This window comes from Salinicola sp. MH3R3-1 (genome assembly GCF_001937155.1).
GTDB classification, from domain to species: domain Bacteria; phylum Pseudomonadota; class Gammaproteobacteria; order Pseudomonadales; family Halomonadaceae; genus Salinicola; species Salinicola halophyticus.
Window position 1 is genome coordinate 258,704 of the sequence record NZ_MSDP01000018.1, and the last position, 19,407, is coordinate 278,110.

Consider the following 19,407-nt stretch of genomic DNA (forward strand, 5'->3'; position numbering starts at 1 on the left):
GCGCCGCCGCGCGCCAATCCCCCGACATCAAAAGCAGGTGCATGAACATTTCCGATAGCGCCACGAACCTTCTTTCCAGCCTTCAGACCGAACTGGGTCAGTGGCTCCATATCCCTGGCTGGATCGTATTCCCGACCCTGATAATGCTGGCGGCGGTCATCATCGATATCGCACTGCATTTCGTGCTCAACCGGATGGAGCGCCGTCTGCGCGATTCGCCGCGTCGCTGGGATGACCCCATCCTGCACGGATTGCGCCTTCCGCTGCGCTGGTGGGTCTGGGTCACCGCACTGATGGTCAGTCTAGGCGTGGTCGGTGACCATTTCGGGATCGAGCGCGTCAACACCGTACTCTCCAGGCTTGGCGCTCTGATCACGCTATTGCTGGTTGCCTGGGGCGGCATCCGACTTTTCCGGCGTCTCGAACAGCGGCTGGTGTTTCCGCCGGGCAACTGTCATGCCAAGCCGGTCGACCCCACCTCGGCGTCCGCCTTGACCAAGATCGTCGGCGCCGTACTGATCGTCACGCTGATATTGATCGGCCTCCAGATTCTGGGCGTATCGATGTCGAGCATTCTCGCCATGGGCGGCTTCGGCGGCCTGGTGATCGGCTTTGCCGCGCGAGACGTCATCGCCAATTTCTTCGGCGGCATGGTCGTTCATCTGGACAAGCCGTTCGTGGTCGGCGACTGGATTCGCTCCCCCGAACGCCAGATCGAGGGCATCGTCGAAGACATCGGCTGGCGTCTCACCACCGTCCGGACCTTCGCCGGGCCACCGCTCTACGTGCCCAACGCCTGGTTCAGTCAGATTTCGGTGGAAACCCCGACGCGAATGGTCAGCCGTCGCCTGTGGGAGACCATCAGCCTCCGCTACCAGGACATCGGCGCCGTCGAGAACGTCGCCCGGGATATCCGCAACATGCTGCTCAAGCACGAGGAAATCGATCAGGACGAGCTGATCACGGTCAACTTCGCTACCTTCGGCCAGTACTCGCTGGATATCATTGTCTACGCCTTCACCCACGAGACGGATTGGCAACGCTTTCACGAGATCAAGCAGGGAATCCTCTTGAAGATCCGCGACATCATCGATGAACGGGGCGCGGAACTGGCTATCCCGGCCTCCCGCATCTATTTACCCGAAGGCGTTGGAAAAGGGAGCGCTGAAAAAGAGCGTGTTGAAAAGGAGAGCGCTGAAAAAGAGGAGAGTGAAGACCGCGCCGGGCAAGACGATTCCCGCAACGACAGCGCCGGGCGTGACGACGTCGAACGTGAAAACGTCGAGCGTCAGGACGCCGAATACGAGAGCGAACAGCGGCGCAATCGCCAGGGCGCGTCGTCACGCACGGCTCGACAATCTCAGGAAGGCAACCGCCGAACCGCCCCTGGCCCCAGCGATACCGATGGGGACGGAGAAGGCGACGCCTGACGCCGGTTCCCGCCGACAAGCCCCGGATCAATCTCTGTCCGGGGCGCCCAGTTCGCGCCAGGCGCTGCATAGCCAGTGCCCGGCCGTAGCGATCTCGGCATCCGTGGCGCCGGCATAACCCAGTACCAGACCGGCTTTCGCGGGTGGTTTCAGGTAATAACGCGAGAGCGGCGAGAGCAGAATCCCGGCTTCCTGTCCCCGTGCGACCAGTGCGGTTTCGAGCTCGACACTTTCCAGCTCGGCGACCAGATGCATCCCCGCCTGCCCTGCCGACAGCACGAGCCCGCGTGCGACGGCCGGAGCCAGCGCCTCACGTAACTTCGCCTGCCGCCAGCGGTAGAGTTCGCGCATTCGCGAAACGTGACGCACGAAGTGCCCCTCGGCGATGAAGGCCGCCAGTGCCGCCTGCGCCACGTACTGACCTTCCCGGTGAAGTCGCGCATTGGCGCGCGTGAACGGCTCGACCAGCGCGTCGGGCAGTACCAGATAGCCGAGCCGCAACCCCGGATACAGCACCTTGCTGAACGTGCCGACGTAGATCACCGGCGCGTTGTCGACGAGCCCCTGCAGCGACGCGATCGGCGCACTGGCGTAGCGAAACTCACTATCGTAGTCATCCTCGATGATCCAGGCCCCGTGGCGGAAAGCGGCTTCGAGCAACGCCATCCGCCGCGGCAAGGTCAGCGTTACCCCGCTGGGGTATTGGTGTGAAGGCGTGACGTAGATCAACCGCGGCGCTGGCGTCCCGTCCGGTGCGCGATTCACGTTCGCGCCGTCCTCGTCCACCGCCAGCGGTATGGGATTCAGACCGGCCGCCACGAAGCAGGACTGCGCACCGCCGTAGCCGGGCTCTTCCACCCACACCGCGTCGCCGGCATCGGCAAGCAGTCGAGCGATCAGCTCGAAGCCCTGCTGGGCGCCCTGGGTGATCAGAATCTGTTGGGGCCGGCAACGCACCGAGCGCGACAGCCGCAGATAATCACACAGCGCTTCGCGTAACGCCGGGACGCCGCCCTGGTGCTGGTAGTCGTGCCATTCGATCGGTGCTCGCTGGTAGTGCCGACGCAGCAGACGCTGCCAGCGCTCACGCGGAAACTGGTCCAGCGCCGGCACACCCGGTGCGAAGGCGGTATGGCGATCGCTCAACACGCCGCTGAAATCGAGAATGCGCTGACCCCGATCGGAGAGTTCTTGAGTGACGGCGACAGCACTGGACGCCGGTTTTGCCTCAGCGCCGCTTTCCGATTGCCACGCGGCGACGAAGACCCCCGCGCCCTGGCGGGTTTCCACGAAGCCTTCGGCCGTGAGCCGGTCGACGGCGGCCAGCACGGTGTTACGCCCGAGTCCGAGCTCACGGGCCAACTGGCGCGAAGAAGGCAGTGCGCTGCCGGCGCCAAGCTGACCTTGCTGAATCCACTCTCGCAGCGATTGATAGAGCCGCTGGCTCAAGGTCCGCGTCGACGGCGAGGCGAGTTGCATCGCCAGCGCGTCGATGATCCAGAGTCGATGGGCATGAGAGGGTGTTACTGGCTCTATCTTCATTGATTGACTGATCACTGGGTGACTGGCCACGGGTTTCCTCTCCGCGGGCTACTTCACTACTGGTTCCCATATTACTGCGCCAACTGGACCTTACCGAGGAACCAGTATGATGCCAGACTGATGTTACATCACGTCACTGCCAAAAGAGCCCGATATGTCCACCATTCGTGTCGCCAAGCCCGAAGATATCGACGACCTCGCGCCGCTGGTCGACGGCTATCGTCAGTTCTACCGACAACCCAGCGACCCGAAAGGCGCAAGGCGCTTTCTGCTCCAGCGCTTCGAACGGCAAGACGCGCAGCTACTGATCGCGCTGAATGACGGCGGCTCGGCCGTCGGATTCGTTCAGCTGTTCCCCGTGCCCTCGACTACCTCACTCGGTTCACGCTGGATTCTCAACGATCTCTTCGTCGTCCCCGAGGCCCGCCGAGCCGGCACCGGCAGCGCGCTGCTGCAGGCCGCCAGAAATCTAGCGGCGGAACATGGCGTGGCGCAGCTGATGCTGCGCACACAGACCGACAACGTCGCCGCCCAGTCTCGATATCAGGCGCTCGGCTGGCAGCGCGACGAGTCGTTCCATAACTATCTGCTGACGATCTAACACCCTAGGAAACTCGCAATGTCTTCGAATTCACTCGTACTCGATGTTCCTCCAGCCACTCCTCAAGAGAGTGCTGCAGCCATGCGCGAAAAACTCAGACTGCATACCGATGCCTGGGATCTGGCAGTGGATCTTGCCAATGGCGTCGACGACATCGTGGTCGTCGATACGCGAAACCAAGAGCACTACCTTGCCGGCCATATTCCTGGAGCGATCAGCTTGCCTCATACCGATATGACGATAGAGCGGCTCGCCTCGCTGGATAGATCTCGTGTCTACATCAGCTACTGCGACGGAATTGGCTGCAATGGCTCTACCTGGGGCGCATTCAAGCTCGCTAGTGCCGGACTGCAGGTCAAGGAACTACTTGGCGGATTAGATTTCTGGAGACGCGATGGTCATCCGGTCGCCACTGGCTCCGCTACCGGTAGCCTTCACAATCAAGCACTCGAATCCTGCGGGTGTTGATAAGCGCCATGAGCCAAACGATGAACCAATACAGCCAACCCGTCGGCGCGGATATCGAAAACTGGCGGCCCCCTTCGCTGCCAGATGCCGTTGCGCTGCAAGGCCGCTTCTGCCGCCTGGAACCGTTGGATCCCGCACTTCATGCGCCAGCGCTGTGGCAGGCGTGGCAAATGCCGGATCCTGCTATCGCCAACGATCACGAGGCCAAGGCGCGCTGGACCTATCTCGGCGGCCGCAGGTTCGACGACGAAGCCGGCTGTCGACGCTGGCTGGAGACGATCACCGCAGGCAATGACCCACGCTGCTACGCCATTATCGATCCGGCGGATGATCGGGCCGTCGGCATGGCGACCTATCTGCGCATCGTGCCGACCGACGGTAGCCTCGAGATCGGCCATCTCAGTTTCTCGCCGCGTATGGCGCGCACGCCGATCTCCAGCGAGGCGCTAATGCTGATGATTCGTTACGCCTTCGAGCTCGGCTATCGCCGCGTGGAGTGGAAATGCGACGCCTTGAACGCACCCTCGCGGCGCGCCGCCGAACGCCTGGGTTTCCGCTTCGAGGGCATATTTCGCCAGCATCGCGTGGTCAACGGTCGCAATCGCGATACGGCCTGGTTCTCGATCATCGACGAAGAGTGGCCGGCGATTCGGCGCTGCCACGAACAGTGGCTGTCAGCGGAGAATTTCGATATCGACGGCCGCCAGCGCCGGTCGCTTTCGAACATGACCGCCGAACTGACACTGGCGGAGCGCTGAGACATGCACCAGCCAAGTCAGTTCCGCCTCGACGATGGTGAAGCATTACGGGTGGCCATCGACGAGGCGCCGTTCGCGACGCTGGTGACCCAGAGTCACGACGGCAAACTGACCGCCGACCATCTTCCTCTGTTGTTCGAGCCGGCCAGCGACGAGTCGACGCCAGCCAAACTGCTGGGACATATCTCCCGTGGCAATCCGCTCGCCCAAGAATTGAAGAACGGCTCGCACACGCGTTCGGCTCTGGCCATCTTCCACGGACCGCAGGCGTACATCACGCCGAGCTGGTATCCGGCCAAACGCGAGCACGGCAGGGTCGTGCCGACCTGGAACTACCAGGTCGTACATGCCCACTGTCAGCTTCGACTGGTCGACGATGCCGAGTGGCTGAAAGCGCTGGTCACGGAACTGACTACGCGTTTCGAGCGTGATCGTGAAACGCCCTGGGCGGTCGATGACGCACCAGCGGATTTTATCGACAAGATGTGCCGAGCCATCCTCGGCGTGGAACTCACGATCGAGCGACTGGAAGGCAAGCGCAAGGCGAGCCAGCACAAACCGCTGGAGGAGCGCGAAGCGATCCGGCGAGGATTGCGCGACGAATACGGTTACGATGACGCAGACTCGCGCTGTTTGAGCGGCATCGACTGAAGTCTAATCGCAGCGTTTGAATGATTCTCGCGGCTCGGTCCCGCCTGATTTTGTTGGCGTTGTAGACCGCGACAGACTCCAAGGATTTTGCCCCATGGTTCGACAGATCACCTACGCCGAAGCCCGCGAGCACCTTAGTTGGACCAAGGCTGTCGATGCCCTCCAACAGGGCCATCACGCCGCCCGGCCAGAGATCGCCGACGCTTTTCTCGGCCCCGGCGACAAGACGCTGCTCAACCGTTCGTGTTTCATCCCCGACTTTGGCTACGGCGTCAAGGCAGTCACCGTCTTCGACGGCAATGCCGCCCGCGGTCTGGATACCGTGCAAGGCGCCATGCTCTATTTCGCGCCCGATGATGGCCAGCTGAAGGCGATCATCGAAAGCCGGCTGGTCACCGAGATCAAGACGGCCAGCGATTCCGTGCTGGGGGCGCTTTCGCTTGCCCGACCGGACAGCCGTCATCTGCTGATTTGCGGCGCGGGTAGGGTCGCGGCGAGCCTGATCGACGCCTACACCGAGCTGTTTCCCGAGCTCGAGCGCATCAGCGTGTGGAATCGCACTCATGACAAAGCCGTGGCACTCGCCGAAACCTGCATTCATCGTGACCTGAACGTCACTGCGGTGACCGATCTGGAAACCGCTGCCCGATCGGCGGATATCATCTCCAGCGCGACCATGGCGCGTGCCCCCCTGATTCTGGGCGAGTGGATACGCCCCGGAACCCATGTCGATCTGATCGGAGCGTTCAAGGCCGACATGCGCGAGGCGGACAATGCCCTGCTGCAAAAGGGTCGACTGTTTGTGGATAGCCGCGAGACGACGATGGGCCATATCGGGGAACTGAAGATTCCTCTGGCCAGTGGCGCCATCTCCGAACGAGACGTTCTCGGCGATTTCTACGATCTGCTCGGCGGCCAGGCCGGCCGCCAGGAGGCGAGCGACATCACCGTATTCAAGAATGGTGGCGGCGCGCATCTCGACCTGATGATCGCGCGTTATATCGCCGAGACGATGCGCTAACGGCTGCGGCGTTACCTTACGCTCCTGAAGACGGGCGCCACTGGAACGCCCTCAGTCAGGGGCGTAAAATGCAGCCGTTCAGTTACCAAGGCGCCCGTGACCGCGCCAGAAACTGTCCACGGCGCCCGTGACCGCGCCCTACTTTTCAGGGGCGCCCGTGACCGCGCCCTACTTTTCAGGGGCGCCCGTGACCGCGCCCTCTTTATCAACCCGGTCCGCCCTTTGCGAGGGCGACTACCAGGAGTCCTGCATGTCATCACACGATCAACCGATCGTCGTCGCGGCGTTGTATCAATTCGTCACGCTGGAAGATTTCGAAGCCCTGCGCGAGCCGCTGCTGAACGAGATGAAACGTCTCGACGTCAAGGGCACGCTGCTGCTCGCCTTTGAAGGTATCAACGGTACGGTTTCCGGGACGCGGGCGGATATCGATGCGCTGCTCGACTGGCTCAAGCGTGACCCGCGCTTCGCGGCGCTCGAGCACAAGGAGTCCTGCTGCGAAGCGCATCCGTTCTATCGCACCAAGGTCAAACTCAAGCGCGAGATCGTCACGCTCGGCGTCGACGGCATCGACCCCAATCGGCGCGTCGGCACCTACGTTGAGCCGGAACAGTGGAACGATTTGATCGATGACCCCGAAGTGCTGGTGATCGACACGCGTAACGACTACGAGGTGGCAATCGGTAGCTTCGAGGGCGCCGTCGATCCCAGAACCAAATCGTTCCGCGAGTTTCCGGAATACGTCAGAGCGCACTACGATCCCAGTCGTCACAAGAAAGTGGCGATGTTCTGCACCGGCGGCATTCGCTGCGAGAAAGCCTCGAGCTTCATGCTCGACGAGGGTTTCGAGGAAGTGTTCCACCTCAAGGGCGGCATCCTCAGCTATCTGGAGAAGGTGCCGGAAGCCCAGACGCGCTGGCGCGGCGACTGTTTTGTGTTCGACAACCGGGTTACCGTTCGCCACGATCTGAGCGAGGGTGAATTCGAGCAGTGCCACGCCTGCCGAATGCCGATCTCCACCGAGGATCAGGCCTCCGAGCGCTATTCGCCGGGTATCAGCTGCCCTCACTGCTGGGACTCGCTACCGGAAAAGACCCGTGCCGGCGCCCGGGAGCGTCAGAAGCAGATCGAACTGGCCAAGGCGCGCAATCAGCCGCATCCGCTCGGTCGCAATCCGCGCGAGAACACGGAGAATTGACTCCGGTGAAGATCACTGCGCGCTGCGGGCCAGTTCTTCCCTATCGGACTCGGGCAGAAGGCCGACGCGGGCCAGCTTGGCGAAGAACCGCTTCATGCGTCGATCGATCTTCTGGCGCGCAAACCACGGCCACACATTGGCCAGGGGCATGAAGTCGGGATTGGATACGCCGTCGATCAGCCACAGCCGCCGGGTACCGTCTGCCCGGCGCTGACATACGATATTGCGGTCATTGATATCGGAGGGCACGATCCAGTTGTCACGAAGGTAGAGATAGAGCCGCTGAAGCTCGTCCCGGAACGCCTGGGACTCTAGCCAGGCCATGTCATCGCGCTGACGATACTGTCGAATCGTGGCAGAGATTTCGCCATCGGCGTCGGTGATCAGGTCGAAGACCAGACCCTCACCCATATCCGTTTCCAGCGTTCCGAAATATTCCGGGACGTAACGCCAATCGTCCACGCCACGCTGCTTCAAAATGTCGAAGTAGCCCTTTTCGCGCTCGTTCTGATGGCTGCCACGCTCGGGAAAGCGCGCCACCTTGATACAGCGCTCGGGATGATCCGGATGCCGGTAGATCGCCCGGTCGTTGCCGTGGGCGATTTCGTCGTTACAGGCGAGTCGATACATTGCGGGCCACTCCCAACCGTCATTAAGACGTCATGACCCGTTAATATTAGCGTAAGCAAACGCTGTTTTCATTGATCGTTTGTCTCGGATTTTGCTTCCGGCTCCATCCAGCGCTGCCATAGCATCAGGATATGCTCGCGATGATCGGCAAACCCTTCCGACGATACCAGGCTGCCACGCTTGGCCAGCGAAGCGCGGTGGCTGGCATCGCGGTAGGCCAGATAGGCAGCCTGCAGGTCGCGGGCGTCCTGCTCGGAAAGCGTTCCGCTCTCGGCCAGCGCGTCCATCAGCCGCATGTTGTCGGTGACCTCGAGCAGCTCGGGTGTCCGTGCCGACAGCGCCAGCACCGCGTACTGATTCATGAATTCGATATCGACCAGACCGCCGGCATCCTGCTTGAGATGGAACTGCCCTGCCTCGCGCGCATCGCCACCGCTACCGAGATGTTCGCGCATTTTCAGCCGCATCCTGACGACTTCACGACGCAGTTCGTCACAGTCGCGCTCCCGGCCCAGCACCTCCCGACGCACGGCTTCGAAGCGCTCTCCCAGCGCGCTGTCCCCCGCCACGGGCCGGGCGCGAACCAGCGCCTGATGTTCCCAGATCCAGGCGTCTTTGCGCTGGTACTCGGCAAAGGCCTGCAACGAGGAGACCAGCAACCCGGCGTTACCCGAGGGTCGCAGTCGCATGTCGACCTCATACAGCGTTCCACTGGGCGTGGTGACGCTGAGTAGATGGATGATGCGCTGTCCCAGCCGGGTGAAGAACATCAGGTTGTCGATCGGCTTGGCGCCGTCGGTGACGCCGCGGGGCGCCGCATCGTAGAGGAATACCAGATCGAGATCGGAGCCGTAGCCCAGCTCGATGCCGCCCAGCTTGCCGTAACCGACGACCAGGAAGGCGGCCTCATCGCTGCCGTCTCGCGGTTTCGGTTGACCGAACCTTGCCGTCAGCGAGCGCCAGGCCATCTGCAGCACACTGTCCAGCACCACCTCGGCGATCGCGGTCAGATAATCGCTGACCTTCATCAGCACGCGACCGCCGGCAATATCGGAAGCGGCGACACGCAGTACCTGGGTCTGCTTGAACACCCGCATCGCTTCCAGCCAGCCCTCCTCGTCGTCTTCGGGGATTCGTGCCAGGGTCTGGCGCAGCTCGTCCGCCAGCCGCTGCTTGTCGGCCGGGGAATAGAGCGTTGCGGGCGTCAGCAGCTCATCGAGAAGAATCGGATGACGCGCCAGCTGTTCGGCGATCCACGGGCTCGCCGCGCAAAGCCGGATCAGCGATGGCAGAACCTGCGGGTTTTCGCGTAGCAGCGAGAGATAGGCGGTACGCCGGAGAACCGCCTCGATCAGCGGCAATACCCGTTCCAGAGCCGTCGTCGGGGTCTCGCTGTCGGCGGCGGCCTGCAGCAACATTGGCATGACCGCCTCCAGCCGCTCGTAGCCGATGCGCTGCATCGCCTGCACGCCGCGAGAGTCGCGAAAGGCCTTGAGTCGACGCAGCCCCTCGGGCAGCTCGTAACCCGCCGCCGCCATCACTCGCTCGGCTTCGGCGTCGTCCATCTCCCCCTGCCATAGCTGACGCCAGACCGTGTCATCCTCGCTCGACTGGTCATCGGCTGCCTGAGATTCATCGTCGGGGTCGGCGACCACCGCATTGAAATGGCCTCGAATCCGCTCTCGACACTGGTGAAGCGCTTCTCTCAGAGACGTCCAGTCCGGCATCCGCATCGCCATCGCCAACCTCGCCTGATTCTCGGGATCGCTCGGCAGCTGCTGGGTCTGACGATCCTGCTGCGCCTGCAGCGCATGCTCCAGATTGCGCAGAAACTCGTAATCGCCACGCAGTTCGTCCACCACCGCCTGGGGCAGCAGTTCGAGACTCACCAGCTGTCCCATGGCATCACGCAGCGAGGGGATCTGGAGCTCGGTATCCCGGCCGCCACGAATCAATTGAAAGGCCTGGACCACGAACTCGACCTCGCGAATCCCGCCGCGCCCCAGCTTGATATTGTCGTCCCGGCCGAGCCGTTTGACCTCGCGGTGAATCATCGCCTTCATCTCGCGCAGCGATTCGATCGCGCCGAAATCCAGATACTTGCGATAGATGAAGGGGCTGAGGAGATCGAGCAGTTGCCGCCCGGCGTTCAGATCGCCGGCCACGGGACGCGCTTTGAGCATGGCGAAGCGTTCCCATTCACGCCCCTGATCCTGGTAATAACCGGCCAGGGCATTGAAGTTGCCCACCAGCGGTCCGCCGTCACCCATGGGGCGCAGGCGCATGTCGACCCGGAACACGAAACCGTCGGCCGTGATCGCATCCAGCGCGGCGATCAGTTTCTGGCCCAGCTTGGTGAAGTACTGCTGATGCTCGTAGTCGCGCTCGCCGCCCTGGGTCGTGCCCTTCTCGGCAAAGGCGAAGATCAGGTCGATATCCGAGGAGAGATTGAGCTCGCCGGCGCCGAGCTTGCCCATCCCCAGCACGATCAGACGCTGGGCCGTCCCGTCCGCGCGCGGGGCCGGCGTGCCCCAGCGCGGTGCCAGATGGGTCTCGAGCCAGCCCAGCGCGCCATCGAGACAGACTTCGGCGAGCTCGGAAACCTTGGCCGCGGTCTGCCACATCTCGGCGCCGTTGAGATCCCGCCAGACGATCCCGAGCATCCGCGCCTGACGAAAACGACGTAACGCCCGGTGGAGCGACTCCTCGCTATCGGCCTCGGCCAGTTTGCCGCGCAGCATCTCCTCGATCTGTGCCCGACTCGGCGCCGTCTCCAGCTCGCCACTGTCGAGCAAGACGGGCAGCAGCGCGGGCCGAGTCGCCAGGGCATCCAGCGCAAAGTCCGACAGCACCACCAACCGGGCCAGCTCCTCGCGCCGTATGTCGTCCAACGCAAGCCATGCGTCGGTGATCGAGGTGTCGTCGGCACAGGATTCGAGCCCCTCGTCGAGCCGTACCCGGGCCTCGCGCCAGGCGGTTTCCAGCGTGGCGGGGATATCCATCTCGACAAACCAGGACTCGGGTAACGGCATCGGGGGCTCCAGGCGAAAACTGGCTGAATGGACGTGTCGAACCGCCCTGCTGACGGATTCTGTCGAAAGGTCTTGCTGACTGATCTTGCTCACGGAGCTGCATGAACAGCCTCGCTCAGCATAGCGAAAGCCTCGCCCCAGACCCAAGCGGCGAAGCCGAGACGCCGATGTCACACCAAGGTTGTATTACATCGTACGAATAAAACCGCTACAAAGGTTCCAGCCCAATTCGTCAGGTCCGGGAGTCGTTCGCTCGCGAAGAGCTCGACTCCTGTAGATCCAACCTCCGAAGCCCATCATCAAGCAAGGGATACGTCATGAAACTCAAGAAGACTCTACTGGGAATCGCCTGCCTCGCCTCGTTGACAGCAGGCGCCGCCAACGCCGACTACCCCAGCCGGGATGTCCGCGTCATCGTACCAGCGGCGGCCGGCGGTGGTACCGATGCCATCGTCCGCAAGATTTCCAACATTGCCGAAGAATCGCTTCCCGTTTCGATGTACGTCGAGAACGTCGAGGGCGGAATGACGGCAACGGGTCTTCTACAGCTGATGAAAGCGCGCCCGGACGGTCAGACCGTCGCCGCGATCACCTACGACAGCATCATCACGATCCCGTGGAAGAACATGCTGCCTGGCTTCAACATGGACAAGATGCGCATGATTGCCCGCATCACCAGCGAAGCCGACGCCATCACGGTGCCGGAAAACTCTCCCTACAAGACGCTGGACGACCTGATCGCCACTGCCAAGGAGAAGCCCAACAGCGTTCGTGTCGGCATCCAGAACATGGGCGCCAGAACCCACCTGACACTGCTGCAGCTCCAGCAGCAGACCGGCGCCAAGTTCAAGATCGTCTCCTACGACAATAGCGCCGCCTCCCAGAAGGAAGCCCTGCTCAACGGCGAAGTCGATGCCGTCGTCACCAGCCTGGGCGATCTGGCACCGTTGATCGAATCCGGTCAGGCCCGCGGTCTGGTCGAGTTCTCGGATACCCAGAACGAGGGCTTCCCGAATGTGCCTCCGGTGACCGAAACCGATACCGGTCTGGATCTGCAGATGGGCAGTTTCATCATCATGGTGGCTCCGGCGCGCACGCCGGACGACGTGATCGAAAAGCTGGAAACGACCTATCACAAGGCTTACGAGAGCGACGAATTCCAGCAGTGGCTGAAAAAGATCGGCGTGACGCCCGCCTGGCTGGGAGCCGACGACGTGACCCAGTGGGCAAATGACACCCAGCAGCAGCTGTTCAGCACCATGGACGATCTGGTCGACCAGGGCGTGCTGGAGAAATAAGCCACCCTCATTCGATTCCACTCACTCTGCGCCATGCTTTACGCATGGCGCAGTGTCGTCAATCCAGAGGTCTCCATGTCTTCTGAACGGTCATTCAAACCCTCGCCTCACCCGTCGCCCCGACGCCCTATCCTGGGCGGTGAATTCTTCGTGCCGGCGGTGCTTGCGCTCATCACCCTGGTCTATCTGATGTCGGCGATCCAGCTCGGTCCGCCGATGAAAGCGGGCAACATGACCGCCTCGTTCTTTCCCATCGCGACCGCCATTCTGATGCTGGTCGCGCTGATCTGCGCCATGGTTCATGCCCTACGCGGCAAGGCCAAAGCGCCGGCGACAGAGCCCACCACCGATGCCGACAGCACCGATGGCGAATCCGCCGGTAGGCAGTACCTCGGGCTGTCGCTCGGAGCGATCGGCGTCATCGTGCTGACGGCAGGCTATCTGCTGGCATTCGATCTGATCGGCTATTTCGTCGCGACGTTCGTCTACGTATTGCTGCTTTGCTGTCTGTTCGGCGGCGGCTTCCGCGATAAATGGCCGACCAAGCTGATCGCCGCTATCGCCATCACCCTGGCGGGCTACCTGCTGTTCGAGGTCGTCTTCCAGGTCCGCCTGCCCACTCTCTGGAGTCAATGATCATGGACGCGATCTCCGGGCTGCTGGGTGGCTTCGCCGCCCTCGCCAATCCCGAAACCCTGCTCTACATGATCGGCGGTTTTCTGGTCGGTACTTTTTTCGGCGCGGTGCCGGGTCTCACCTCGGTACTGGCCATCGCCCTGCTGTTGCCGCTGACCTACAGTCTCGACGTGACCACGGCGCTGGTCGCTTGCGCCAGCATCTTCATGGCGGGCATGTGCAGCGGCAGCATCACCGCCACCACCATCAATATCCCCGGCGCGCCGTCATCGATGATGACCGCGCTGGAAGGCTACCCGATGCAGCAACGTGGCGAGGGCGCCAAGGCGCTCGGCCATGCCGCACTGGGTTCGATGATCGGCGGCTCGCTAGGTGCGCTGCTGCTGATGGTGATGGCACCGCTGGCGGCCGACCTCGCCCTGCTGATCCGCACGCCGGGTAAGTTCTCGTTGATCGCCTTTGCCCTGATCGTGATCATCATTTCCCAGCGCGGGTCGATCACCAAGGGCATGATCGCGACCCTGTTCGGCGTCATGATCGCCACCATCGGCATCGACGTGGTGCAGCCGTTGGCTCGCTTCACCTTCGGCACCAGCGCGCTGGTCCAGGGCATCGACATGATGCCGCTGATCATCGGCACCTTCGCCATCAGCGAGCTGCTGGTGCAGGCCGACAGCCGCAACAGCCGAACCGTCGACCCGGGCATGATCAAGGCGGCCAAGGTGCGCCGTCGCGATTTCATCCCGCCGCTGTCGGAAGTTCGCGAGATCGGCGCGCTGCGCTATCTGAAGAGCGCCGCCATCGGCTACGCGGTCGGCATTCTGCCCGGCGCCGGTGGCTCGATGGCCGCTTTCGTGTCCTATGCGGAGTCGATGCGCTCTTCCAAGCATCCCGAGCGCTACGGCAAGGGCAATCCCGAAGGCATCGCGGCCGCGGAGTGCGCCAACAACTCGATGTGCGGCGGCGCTTTCGTGCCCATGCTGACGTTCGGCATTCCCGGCGATCCGACCACGGCGATCGTGCTCGGCGTGCTGGTCATCAACGGTCTGCAACCCGGCCCGCAGTTCATGACCCAGCAGCTCGATCTGATCGCGCCGATGTTCGCCTCGCTGTTCGTTAGCGCCCTGATCCTGATTCCGCTGACGCTCTATCTGCTCGGCCCCTACTTTCTCAAGATCGTCTCGATCCGCCGCGACGTGCTTTATTCCAGTATCGCCATCGTGGCCCTGGTAGGCAGCTACGTGGCTACCTATTCCACCTTCCAGATGGCACTGGCATTGGTGTTCGGCGTGCTGGCCTACTTCCTGCGCAAGCAGAAATATCCCACCGTCTGCCTGCTGCTCGGCTTCGTGCTCGGCCCGAGTCTCGAGGAGTACTGCCGTCGGGCGCTTTCGATCAATGACGGCAATCCGCTGATCTTCTTCACCAGCCCGGATAGCCTGTTCTTCATCGCCCTCACCGCGGTGTTCTTCTACTTCATGGTGATCCGCAAGCCCAAGGATAACGGGCTGGGAACACGACCGGCGTAGGGGGAGCCTGCGTCTTCTTCGAAGCGTCACCACGCAAACGGCTGCCCAAGGGCAGCCGTTTCTCCTTCTAAAGATCGCGGATGAGGCTAGAAGCTCGCCTTGCTTAGAAATTCGCCTTGATCAGAAGCTCGCTTTGATCGTCGTGCCTGCGACCCAGGCGTTGTCGACCGAGTCCACTGCCGACGGATTGACCACGTACTGTAGATTGGGCCGCAGCGTCAGGTAACCGGTCAGGTTGAAGCTGTAGTAGACCTCGGCGTCGTATTCGTGGCCCTGGCGCGGCAGCGGCGACAGCGAACCGGCCGGTGTGGCGTTGTGATAATCGACGTAATCGTTGACGTCATCGTTGACGTGGAGATACGCCAGACCGAAGCCGGCATCATCCTGCGGGCGTGCATCGAACGGCCCGTCGTAGGTCGCCCCGACCGAGACGTAGCGATCGATACCCGCGGTATCGCCATGATTGGTATTACCCATGCTGAACAGCGTCAGCCCCCGATCAGGGTTGCCATCGCGGGTCGTCACCTGCTGCTGGACCACGTAATACAGCCCGGTATTGGTATCGCTGGTGCGATCCGCGGGGCCATCGCCATAGGCCCGGTTATCGACGTTCTGAGTGTAGAACCCGAGCTTGTAGGCGCCCGCCAGGCCGTTCAGTTTCGGCGTATAACCCAGTTCCATCGGGAACAGCGTGCCCTCGGTACCGCTGGTGCGCAGATCGAAGCCGTTATCGTTCTCCAGGTTGCTGTCGTTGATGTTGAAAGCGCCGACCTGGGCGTACCAATCGGGAGTGATATTGGCGCGGACCACTGCCGCCCACTGCGCGATCGGCCAGTTGTAGATATTGTTGCCCCAATTGCCCGGCTGCGCCCCGCCGAAGGCCAGGTTCTGGAAGTTGCTATCGATGGTGGCGAAGTCATCGCCGAACGGAATCCGACCCAGCTTGATCGCCAGCGCATCGTCGAAGAAGCGCTGGCGGTACCAGAACTGAGTCAGGCGGGTGACGGGCCCGCGACCCTGGACTTCCTGCACCGACGAGCCGCCAACGGTCGCACCCGGATCGCTCAACCTGTCGTTGACGCTATGGCCATTACGGTTGGTGACGGTGACCTGGAATTCCGCGTCGGGAATGCTCAGCAGTCGATCGAGATCGAAGTTGGCACCCACCGCGAACTGATCCGCGTATTTGCTCACGTGGCTGTCGCGATAGCCCCCATCGAGAATCGTCGCCGCTTCCCCCACATAGCCGAAATTGAAGGACACACCGGCGTCCTCCAGCGCGGTACGCTCGCCGCCCCAGTCTCCGAGCATAGTGGGGGAATCCGGAGAGAATGCCGAATAAGCCTGCGCCGTCCCCATCACCCCGAAACCACCCAATAGAATCGCCGCTATGCGGCCGATTCCGATAACCCGTGATGTGACCTCTGCCATGACCTGGCCTCCCGAAATATAGTTAGCACGTTACTAATGCGCAGAAAATGGTAGTCCTTATCAGGGATAGCGAACAGCGATCGAGCCGGCTCAGAGCGCCATGCTCGACTAAAGGATAAGAGGGAAACATCGGAATATCGCCAGCGTGAGGAATGTCGTTGAACGCTTGCGATTGCCGGCGCGGCGCGCTGAACGCAAACTGCTCGAATACCCACGTCACACCTCGATGCCGCTGCGGTCGAACACCTGGTGCCTATCGCCTACGCGCCCATCGCGGCCATGCCCTCTTCAACCTCGAGCCGAGAGAGGTCTCATGACGACTGTCGCGACTCCGCGCCTGCCTCTGACCGTCTGGGGCCTGGCGCTATGTCAGGCGCTGCTGGTCAGTGGCAACATCCTGCTGATTGCGGTCTCGCCGCTGGTGGGTAATCAGCTATCCGCGAATGCCGACTGGAGCACGCTGCCCGTGGCCGCCCAGCTGCTGGGGCTGACAGCGGCGACCCTGCCTTCCGGTTGGCTGACCGCGAGGCTGGGGCGAAAACGCACTTTCGTGATCGGCAACGGGTTCGGGCTAACCGGCATCGCGATCTGCCTGCTGGCGCTGCAGACTTCCGCCTTTGCACTGTTCAATCTGGGAACATTCGCCATCGGCATGAGCATCGGTGCCGGCATGCTCTATCGCTTCGCGGCCATCGACGCGGCCAGTCCCGCCCAACGTGACCGAGCGCTGAGCCTGGTGATGGCCGGCGGCGTCATTGCCGCCTTTCTCGGCCCCTGGCTGGCGCGTTCGTCGCAGCACACTTTCGAGACACCGTTTCTGGGCTGCTTCGTGGGTCTCGCCGGACTTTACACACTGGCACTGCTGTTGCTGTCGCGGCTGGAACTTCCGTTGCCCCAAGGCGCCGCCAGTCACGAACCGGCCCGCCGACGCGGCATCCTGCTGCGCGAGCCTCGGCTGCTGGCGGCTATCGCGATCGCCACCTTGAGCTACGCCACCATGAATCTGGCGATGACCGCAACGCCGCTGGCGATGACACACGCCGGGCATGGCTTTGGCGATGTCACCAACGTGATCCAGTGGCATATCCTGGCGATGTTCGCCCCCTCGTTCGTCACCGGCGACCTGACCCGGCGCTTCGGCCATCAGCGGATGATTGTCGTGGGGTCGTTGAGTCTACTGGCCAGCCTGCTCTACGCCCTGCTGCCCGCCTCCTTCTGGACGTTCGCCATCGGTCTTTTCCTGCTGGGACTGGGTTGGAACTTCACCTTTCTGCCTGCCAGCGCGTGGCTGACCACGACCTATCGGGCCGGCGAAGGCCCACGAGTGCAGGCCCTCAATGACTGCGCGGTGTTTTCGCTGACGACTCTTTCGGCGCTACTCGCCGGACCGCTGAACGCCTGGCTTGGCTGGCAGACGCTCAACGTGACGCTGATTCCTCTGGTCGCCGTGATGTGGCTTGTGTTGCTGGCCCTGTCCCGGCGGTCTTCATGAATTTCCTGGCCAGTTCAGGGTTCGGCCGGGTCAGTAGACTCACGATCACGAACAGCGCCACGGCAACCGGTAGCGCCCAGATACCTGCCGGCAGCCCCAGCGGTTTGGCGCCGCCCAGGTAGAGCGCGATGACGACCAGACCGCCGATGACGATGCTGGCCAGCGCACCGGCTGCCGTGCCGCGTTTCCAGTAGAAGGCGCCGATGATTGCCGGAACGACGACGACCAGACCGGTGGAAGCCGCCACCGACAGCACCGCGATCAGACTGAGCTGCAGCTCCGCGAACAGGAAGGCAAGAATCGCGATGATCGGCAGCACCCATTTGCCCACCTTGAGCTGTGTCGCCTCGCTGGCACCGGTGGCGATGTTGGCATAGACGTCCCGCGACAGCATCGACGACAGCGTCAGCATGATCGAATCGATGGTCGACACCGCCGCCGCCAGAATCCCCACCATCACGATCACGCCCAGCACCGGCGGCACGTGTTCGGAGGCCAGCAGTGTCGGCGTCGCCAGATCCGACTGGGCCAGATCGGGGAACGCCACCAGCGCCGAGAAGCCCCATAGCACCGAGACCACGGTGTAGAGGAAACCGAAGATCAGAAAGCCGATCAGCATCTGGCGCATCGACTTGAGCGACGCCGGCATGAACAGCCGCTGGCTGACCTGGGGGTTGGAGAGACTGAAGAAGAACCACGGGATCGTCAGCCCCAGGAAAGTCGTGAAACTGAAAAGCCCCGGCCCAGGGACCGTAAGAGAAGCGGGATGCTCCGTGGCGAGCGTGTCGAACAGCTCGGCAAAGCCGCCAAGCGAGTGCACCACCAGCAGTGCCACTAGCGTCGAGGCGACAATCATGAACAGCGCCTGCAGCGAGTCCGTCCACATCACCGACCGAATCCCGGCGATATAGGAGAACAGGATCGCCAGTACCGTCGCCACGACCACGCCGGTGGTGAACGAGATCGCTCCGCCGCTCATCCCCGCCAGCAGATACCCGACGCCGGCCAGCTGCACCGCCGCATAGGGGATCAGAAACAGGCAGCTGGCGATGGCGGTCGCTACGGCGACTTTTCGATCGCCGTATCGATGGCCGAGCATCTCGCTGGGGGTCACGTAACCGAAGCGCTTGCCCACCGCCCAGAACTTGGGCCCGAAGATCGCCACCAGCGACACGCCGGCGAAATAGACGATCTCGAACCCGAACGCGCCGACGCCGCCGGCGTAGGTTAGCCCGGCCAGCCCCACCATCATGAATGCGCTGTAGGTCGTCGCGCTGTAACTCAGCGCCGAGACGAAGCCGTTCATCTGGCGGTTGCCGAGAAAATACCCGGACATGTCGACACCAGCGCCGTTGGTGGTCTTGCCGCGGGAGAGAAAGGCAACGCCCAGGCCCACGATCAGATAGACGATGACCGCACTCCAGATCAGTCCGATGGTCATCGCCTATTTTCCCTATCGTCATGAAATTCATCATTTCGAGACAAGCCGTCAACCACGTCCTCGGACTGGAACGTCCGGGTGATCATGATGTTGGCGACGATGACCAGCACGCCGACCACGCACCAGAACAGGAAGCTGCCGTACCAGGCATGAACCTGTCCAAGCAGACCATACGGCACGACATAACACGAAAGGACCAGTATCCAGACGCCCCATATCCAACGCCGAGCGCTCATTGGCAATTCCCCA

At 62.4% G+C, this 19,407-nt stretch carries 17 protein-coding genes; 11 read left to right on the top strand and 6 right to left on the bottom strand.

The window, feature by feature from the left end; translation table 11 throughout:
- Nucleotides 1–41: 41 nt before the first annotated feature.
- Nucleotides 42–1,430 (top strand): mechanosensitive ion channel domain-containing protein, encoded by a 1,389-nt coding sequence (locus tag BTW08_RS12410; protein ID WP_075562823.1) that lies wholly within the window; start codon nt 42–44, stop codon nt 1,428–1,430.
- A gap of 27 nt (nt 1,431–1,457) precedes the next feature.
- Here the strand turns inward: BTW08_RS12410 and BTW08_RS12415 are convergent, their stop codons facing one another.
- Nucleotides 1,458–2,972: a PLP-dependent aminotransferase family protein gene (locus BTW08_RS12415; protein ID WP_075562824.1), complete on the bottom strand. Its 1,515-nt coding sequence runs from the start codon at nt 2,970–2,972 to the stop codon at nt 1,458–1,460.
- A gap of 154 nt (nt 2,973–3,126) precedes the next feature.
- On the opposite strand from BTW08_RS12415, the gene BTW08_RS12420 reads away from it, so the two are divergent.
- The 6 genes from BTW08_RS12420 to BTW08_RS12445 all read left to right on the top strand — a co-directional run bounded on the left by BTW08_RS12420 (nt 3,127) and on the right by BTW08_RS12445 (nt 7,669).
- Nucleotides 3,127–3,573 (top strand): GNAT family N-acetyltransferase, encoded by a 447-nt coding sequence (locus BTW08_RS12420; protein WP_075562825.1) that lies wholly within the window; start codon nt 3,127–3,129, stop codon nt 3,571–3,573.
- A gap of 18 nt (nt 3,574–3,591) precedes the next feature.
- Entirely contained in the window at nt 3,592–4,041 is a 450-nt protein-coding gene (locus tag BTW08_RS12425; protein ID WP_075562826.1) for a rhodanese-like domain-containing protein, read from the top strand.
- A 20-nt stretch (nt 4,042–4,061) separates the two neighbouring features.
- Entirely contained in the window at nt 4,062–4,799 is a 738-nt protein-coding gene (locus tag BTW08_RS12430; RefSeq protein ID WP_246837727.1) for a GNAT family protein, read from the top strand.
- 3 nt (nt 4,800–4,802) lie between these two features.
- On the top strand, nt 4,803–5,450 hold the full coding sequence (locus BTW08_RS12435; protein ID WP_075562828.1) for an FMN-binding negative transcriptional regulator: 648 nt from the start codon (nt 4,803–4,805) through the stop codon (nt 5,448–5,450).
- 94 nt (nt 5,451–5,544) lie between these two features.
- Nucleotides 5,545–6,471, top strand: a complete 927-nt coding sequence (locus tag BTW08_RS12440; protein ID WP_075562829.1) for an ornithine cyclodeaminase — start codon at nt 5,545–5,547, stop codon at nt 6,469–6,471.
- 250 nt (nt 6,472–6,721) lie between these two features.
- Entirely contained in the window at nt 6,722–7,669 is a 948-nt protein-coding gene (locus tag BTW08_RS12445; RefSeq protein WP_075562830.1) for a rhodanese-related sulfurtransferase, read from the top strand.
- 12 nt (nt 7,670–7,681) lie between these two features.
- Here the strand turns inward: BTW08_RS12445 and BTW08_RS12450 are convergent, their stop codons facing one another.
- Both BTW08_RS12450 and glnE read right to left on the bottom strand, forming a co-directional pair.
- Nucleotides 7,682–8,299: a YrbL family protein gene (locus BTW08_RS12450; protein WP_075562831.1), complete on the bottom strand. Its 618-nt coding sequence runs from the start codon at nt 8,297–8,299 to the stop codon at nt 7,682–7,684.
- A 68-nt stretch (nt 8,300–8,367) separates the two neighbouring features.
- Nucleotides 8,368–11,331 carry a bifunctional [glutamate--ammonia ligase]-adenylyl-L-tyrosine phosphorylase/[glutamate--ammonia-ligase] adenylyltransferase gene (gene glnE / locus BTW08_RS12455; protein ID WP_075562832.1) on the bottom strand — a complete coding sequence of 988 codons (2,964 nt, stop codon included), beginning with the start codon at nt 11,329–11,331 and terminating at the stop codon, nt 8,368–8,370.
- Between the two features lie 317 nt (nt 11,332–11,648).
- Between glnE and BTW08_RS12460 the strand changes: the two genes are divergently transcribed.
- From BTW08_RS12460 to BTW08_RS12470, 3 genes are all read left to right on the top strand, one after another.
- Nucleotides 11,649–12,629 (top strand): tripartite tricarboxylate transporter substrate binding protein, encoded by a 981-nt coding sequence (locus tag BTW08_RS12460; RefSeq protein WP_075562833.1) that lies wholly within the window; start codon nt 11,649–11,651, stop codon nt 12,627–12,629.
- A gap of 75 nt (nt 12,630–12,704) precedes the next feature.
- Nucleotides 12,705–13,265: a tripartite tricarboxylate transporter TctB family protein gene (locus BTW08_RS12465; RefSeq protein WP_168170658.1), complete on the top strand. Its 561-nt coding sequence runs from the start codon at nt 12,705–12,707 to the stop codon at nt 13,263–13,265.
- Between the two features lie 2 nt (nt 13,266–13,267).
- Nucleotides 13,268–14,794: a tripartite tricarboxylate transporter permease gene (locus tag BTW08_RS12470; protein ID WP_075562835.1), complete on the top strand. Its 1,527-nt coding sequence runs from the start codon at nt 13,268–13,270 to the stop codon at nt 14,792–14,794.
- A gap of 120 nt (nt 14,795–14,914) precedes the next feature.
- On the opposite strand, the gene BTW08_RS12475 is transcribed toward BTW08_RS12470, so the two are convergent.
- The gene (locus BTW08_RS12475; protein WP_075562836.1) at nt 14,915–16,225 is read right to left on the bottom strand and encodes a carbohydrate porin; all 1,311 of its coding nucleotides are present in this window, start codon (nt 16,223–16,225) and stop codon (nt 14,915–14,917) included.
- Nucleotides 16,226–16,538: 313 nt separating this feature from the next.
- On the opposite strand from BTW08_RS12475, the gene BTW08_RS12480 reads away from it, so the two are divergent.
- A complete protein-coding gene (locus tag BTW08_RS12480; protein WP_246837728.1) occupies nt 16,539–17,717 on the top strand; it encodes an MFS transporter in 1,179 nt (392 codons plus the stop codon).
- On the opposite strand, the gene BTW08_RS12485 is transcribed toward BTW08_RS12480, so the two are convergent.
- The gene (locus BTW08_RS12485) at nt 17,644–19,158 is read right to left on the bottom strand and encodes a sodium:solute symporter family protein (protein ID WP_075562837.1); all 1,515 of its coding nucleotides are present in this window, start codon (nt 19,156–19,158) and stop codon (nt 17,644–17,646) included. The two genes, BTW08_RS12480 and BTW08_RS12485, sit on opposite strands and share 74 nt — an antisense overlap.
- A complete protein-coding gene (locus BTW08_RS12490; RefSeq protein WP_075562838.1) occupies nt 19,155–19,394 on the bottom strand; it encodes a hypothetical protein in 240 nt (79 codons plus the stop codon). Before BTW08_RS12490 ends, BTW08_RS12485 begins: the two co-directional genes overlap by 4 nt.
- Nucleotides 19,395–19,407: the final 13 nt, after the last annotated feature.

Bases quoted from the DNA above. Each gene is read 5' to 3' on its own strand.
- BTW08_RS12450 (WP_075562831.1), bottom strand. From the start codon at position 8,299: ATGTATCGACTCGCCTGTAACGACGAAATCGCCCACGGCAACGACCGG.
- glnE (WP_075562832.1), bottom strand. From the start codon at position 11,331: ATGCCGTTACCCGAGTCCTGGTTTGTCGAGATGGATATCCCCGCCACG.
- BTW08_RS12430 (WP_246837727.1), top strand. From the start codon at position 4,062: ATGAACCAATACAGCCAACCCGTCGGCGCGGATATCGAAAACTGGCGG.
- BTW08_RS12465 (WP_168170658.1), top strand. From the start codon at position 12,705: ATGTCTTCTGAACGGTCATTCAAACCCTCGCCTCACCCGTCGCCCCGA.
- BTW08_RS12425 (WP_075562826.1), top strand. From the start codon at position 3,592: ATGTCTTCGAATTCACTCGTACTCGATGTTCCTCCAGCCACTCCTCAA.
- BTW08_RS12420 (WP_075562825.1), top strand. From the start codon at position 3,127: ATGTCCACCATTCGTGTCGCCAAGCCCGAAGATATCGACGACCTCGCG.
- BTW08_RS12445 (WP_075562830.1), top strand. From the start codon at position 6,722: ATGTCATCACACGATCAACCGATCGTCGTCGCGGCGTTGTATCAATTC.
- BTW08_RS12460 (WP_075562833.1), top strand. From the start codon at position 11,649: ATGAAACTCAAGAAGACTCTACTGGGAATCGCCTGCCTCGCCTCGTTG.
- BTW08_RS12410 (WP_075562823.1), top strand. From the start codon at position 42: ATGAACATTTCCGATAGCGCCACGAACCTTCTTTCCAGCCTTCAGACC.
- BTW08_RS12475 (WP_075562836.1), bottom strand. From the start codon at position 16,225: ATGGCAGAGGTCACATCACGGGTTATCGGAATCGGCCGCATAGCGGCG.
- BTW08_RS12480 (WP_246837728.1), top strand. From the start codon at position 16,539: ATGACGACTGTCGCGACTCCGCGCCTGCCTCTGACCGTCTGGGGCCTG.
- BTW08_RS12490 (WP_075562838.1), bottom strand. From the start codon at position 19,394: ATGAGCGCTCGGCGTTGGATATGGGGCGTCTGGATACTGGTCCTTTCG.
- BTW08_RS12415 (WP_075562824.1), bottom strand. From the start codon at position 2,972: ATGAAGATAGAGCCAGTAACACCCTCTCATGCCCATCGACTCTGGATC.
- BTW08_RS12435 (WP_075562828.1), top strand. From the start codon at position 4,803: ATGCACCAGCCAAGTCAGTTCCGCCTCGACGATGGTGAAGCATTACGG.
- BTW08_RS12485 (WP_075562837.1), bottom strand. From the start codon at position 19,158: ATGACCATCGGACTGATCTGGAGTGCGGTCATCGTCTATCTGATCGTG.
- BTW08_RS12440 (WP_075562829.1), top strand. From the start codon at position 5,545: ATGGTTCGACAGATCACCTACGCCGAAGCCCGCGAGCACCTTAGTTGG.
- BTW08_RS12470 (WP_075562835.1), top strand. From the start codon at position 13,268: ATGGACGCGATCTCCGGGCTGCTGGGTGGCTTCGCCGCCCTCGCCAAT.